Origin of the sequence: Cecembia lonarensis LW9, from assembly GCF_000298295.1 — a bacterium.
GTDB lineage: Bacteria > Bacteroidota > Bacteroidia > Cytophagales > Cyclobacteriaceae > Cecembia > Cecembia lonarensis.
The window spans coordinates 1-4,173 of record NZ_AMGM01000152.1; the positions used below are offsets into that span (position 1 = coordinate 1).

A 4,173-nucleotide genomic window follows, 5' to 3' on the forward strand; every position below is an offset into this window, starting at 1 on the left:
TCTCAAATTTTGACCACCGCTATCCAATCGGACGGGAAGCTCATCATCGGGGGACAATTCACCCTATACAACGGAGTAGCAAGAAACCAAATTGCCCGGCTGAACCCGGACGGCAGCCTCGATACTTCTTTTGATCCCGGCACGGGGGCGACCAGTTTCGTTTTCACCACCGCTATCCAAGCAGACGGGAAGATCATCATCGGGGGAATTTTCACTGAATACAACGGCGTGGCAAGAAACTTCATCGCCCGTCTGAATGGGGACGGCAGCCTCGATACAGATTTTAATCCCGGCACGGGGGCGAACTCTCAAATTTTGACCACCGCTATCCAATCGGATGGGAAGCTCATCATCGGGGGAGATTTCACTTCCTACGATGGGGTCAGCCGGGTCAGGATCAACCGTCTTCAGAATACCGTAGGTCCTGCCCCGGATACGGAGGCCCCGGAACCTGACCTTGAAGAATTACCGGTCTTCGAAGCACAGTGTGTGGTGAACCTCGCAGACCTGACCATCCCTACCGCCACGGATAATGTGGATGGAACCATCGAAGGCACGACCGATGAAAGTCTCTTCCCGATTACTACACAGGGCAGCACCATCATCACCTGGACCTATACCGATGCCGCCGGTAACACCACCACCCAGACCCAGGAAATCCTGATCATAGATACTGAAGCGCCGGTTATCATGAATCCCGGGGATATACAGGTAAATACTGACCCGGGTTCCTGTGAAGCGGACATCAACCTGCCCCTGCCCGAAGTAACGGATAACTGTGATACGGGTATTGTTCCTTTTGGCATCAGAAGTGATGGACTGGCACTTAATGCACCCTTCCCGGTAGGCATTACCAGCATCACCTGGAGCGCTGAGGATGCTTCCGGAAACCAGGCTGAAGAAATTTTCCAGACCATCTCTGTACTAGATACCGAAGCACCACAGATTACCTGTCCCACAGATATCACCGTCACCGCTCCGGTAGCAGCCAATGGAGTAGAAGTTTTCTACGACCTGCCCATAGTTTCTGACAATTGCGGAGAACCAGCTCTACAGCTAATCACTGGATTTGAAAGCGGAACCTTTTTCAACATTGGCATCACCACTGTGACCTATAGGGCTACTGATACCTCTGGCAATTCCACTGAATGCAGCTTTACAGTCACAGTCTTGGAAGGTGAAGATACCGAAGCTCCCGTCATCAGCGACTGCCCAGAAAACATCACTGTATTCAATGATGAGGGAAGTTGTGGGGCCATCGTCAGCTGGACTGAACCCACCGCAACCGACAACAGCGGATTCGCTTCCCTGTTTACTGACAAACTGCCAGGCAGCTTCTTCCATGTAGGAACCACCACAGTGACCTACACTGCTACCGATGCATCAGGAAATACTTCCATCTGCAGTTTCGATGTCACGGTGATCAATACCGAAAAACCGGTGATTGTCGGCACAGAGTTTTATACCCAGGTCAATAATGCCGGAACCTGCTTTGCCACCTTGTTCAATCTTGGTACAGTTTCAGCATCTGCTTTTGATAACTGCGGAAGTTATGAACCTAACGGGGTCAGAAGTGACGGGCTGGCTCTGGATGCCCCTTATCCTGTGGGCACCACGACCATCACCTGGTCAGCAGTAAATGATTCGGGTATTGCGGCAGATGATTTTATACAGACCATCGTAATCACGGATTCAGAAAAACCTGTGATTGATTGGCCTGTGCATATAGAGGTAAATACCGATCCTGGAAATTGTGAGGCTTTGGTTTCCATCGTGCCTCCGGCAGTTACTGATAACTGTGATACTGCCCTTGTTTTGGTAGGTGTCCGAGACGATGGATTGTCCTTAAATGATCCTTATCCTATTGGTTTTACCACAATCACTTGGTCAACCCAAGATGCCTCTGGCAATCAGGCCCAGGAAGTAGAACAATACATTACTGTTAATGACAGGGAAAAACCGGTCATTCTCCCACCGGCCCCCATTACGCTATTCGCAGATGTAAACTTCTGTCAGTCTTTTGAGACTGTTCCTTTCCCCAATGCTACGGATAACTGTTCATCAGAATTTACTTTCTTCGGAACCCGAAGTGATGGATTAAGCCTGGTAAACGGATATCCAATTGGAGAAACCGTCATCAGTTGGACAGCATTCGACCAAAACGGAAATGTTTCCGACCCTGTGGAACAAACAGTTATCGTAATCGATAATCTGCCACCGACATTTTTTTCTTGTCCTGGAAACATTGAGGTTGAGGCTGATCTGAATGAAAACGGTAAAGCTGTATTTTATGATATGCCGATACCATTGGACAATTGTGTTGTCATTGATTTTCAATTGATATCCGGATTAAACAGTGGATCAGTATTCCCTGTAGGTACCACTACAGTGACTTACAGGGCAATCGATGGGGCAGGAAACAGCACTGACTGTAGCTTTACGGTCACCGTCACCGAAAATGCCGATACTGAAGATCCGGTAATCAGCGACTGTCCTGCGGACATCTCTGTATCCAACGATCCGGGAAGCTGCGGGGCCGTGGTGACCTGGACGGCACCAACCGCTACCGATAACAGCGGTTCAGTGAACCTGATAAGCAACTTTGCGCCGGGAAGCTTCTTCCCTGTGGGCAGCACTACCGTGACCTATACCGCCTCCGATGCGGCAGGAAATACCTCTGTCTGCAGCTTTATTGTGACAGTAACCGATAATGAAAAACCGGTAATCCTACCACCTGCTCCCATCACTTTATCCGCAGATGTAAACTTCTGTCAGTCTTTTGAGACTGTTCCTTTCCCTAATGCTACAGATAACTGTTCAGTGGAATTTTTCTTTACAGGCACAAGAAGTGATGGACTTTCCCTTGTCAACGGATATCCCGTAGGTGAGACTGTTATCAGTTGGGTGGCCACTGATTTAAACGGTAACCAATCCGATCCTGTAACACAAACGGTGATCGTAATTGATAACCTGGCACCGACATTTATCATCTGCCCTGGAAACATTGAGGTTGAGGCTGATCTGAATGAAAGCGGTAAAGCTGTGTTTTATGATAATGCGACAGCATTCGACAATTGCGGTGTCATAGATTTTCAATTGGTAGCAGGATTTAACAGCGGTTCAGTATTCCCTATAGGTACCACTGAAGTGATTTACAGGGCTACCGATGAGGCAGGAAATTCCACAGAATGCAGCTTTACGGTCACCGTCACCGAAAATGCCGATACCGAAGATCCGGTAATCAGCGACTGTCCAATGGACATCTCCGTATCCAATGATGCGGGAAGCTGTGGGGCCATTGTCAACTGGACCGCACCGACCGCTACCGATAACAGCGGTTCAGTGACCCTGACCAGCAACTTTGAGCCGGGAAGCTTCTTCCCTGTGGGCAGCACTACAGTGACCTATACCGCCACTGATGCGGCAGGAAATACCGCAATCTGCAGCTTTGCTGTGACTGTTAGCGATAACCAGAAACCAGTGATTGCAGCAATCAGCCCGATAGCCCAGGCAGCTCCTGCAGGAAGCTGTGAAGCCATTATCAATATTCCTGTTCCTGCAGTGAACGACAACTGTTCTACCGGTCTTCTGGCCATAGGAACAAGAAGTGACGGACTGGCACTCAATGATGCCTATCCATTGGGCACCACCACCATCACCTGGACGGCAGAAGATGCGGCAGGCAATGAAGCGGATCCTGTAATACAGACCGTCACCGTGACCGATACCGAAGCTCCGGTGATCACCTGTCCTGCAGATATCAGCACCACGGTGGCCTTCGGGGAAACAGGGGCTGTGGTGACTTACGCGCAGCCTACCGCTACCGATAACTGCGGCACGCCAAGTGTCCTGCTGATCAGCGGACCTGCAAGCGGTTCAGTGTTCCCGATCGGAACCACTACAGTGACCTACAGGGCTACCGATGCTTCCGGCAACAGTGTCGACTGCAGCTTTACAGTGACCGTGACCGAAAGTGCCGATACCGAAGATCCGGTCATCAGCGACTGTCCTGCGGACTTCTCTGTATCCAACGATACGGGAAGCTGCGGGGCCATTGTCAACTGGACGGCACCGACCGCTACCGATAACAGTGGTTCAGTGAACCTGACCAGCAACTTTGAGCCGGGAAGCTTCTTCCCTGTAGGCAGCACTACGGTAACCTACACTGCCACT

The 4,173-nt window shown here is 50.3% G+C and carries 1 protein-coding gene; it reads left to right on the forward strand.

Translation table 11 applies throughout. The features are described from left to right. Positions 1 to 4,173: HYR domain-containing protein (locus tag B879_RS20310; protein ID WP_040401415.1), on the forward strand; the 4,173-nt coding region annotated here is incomplete at both ends.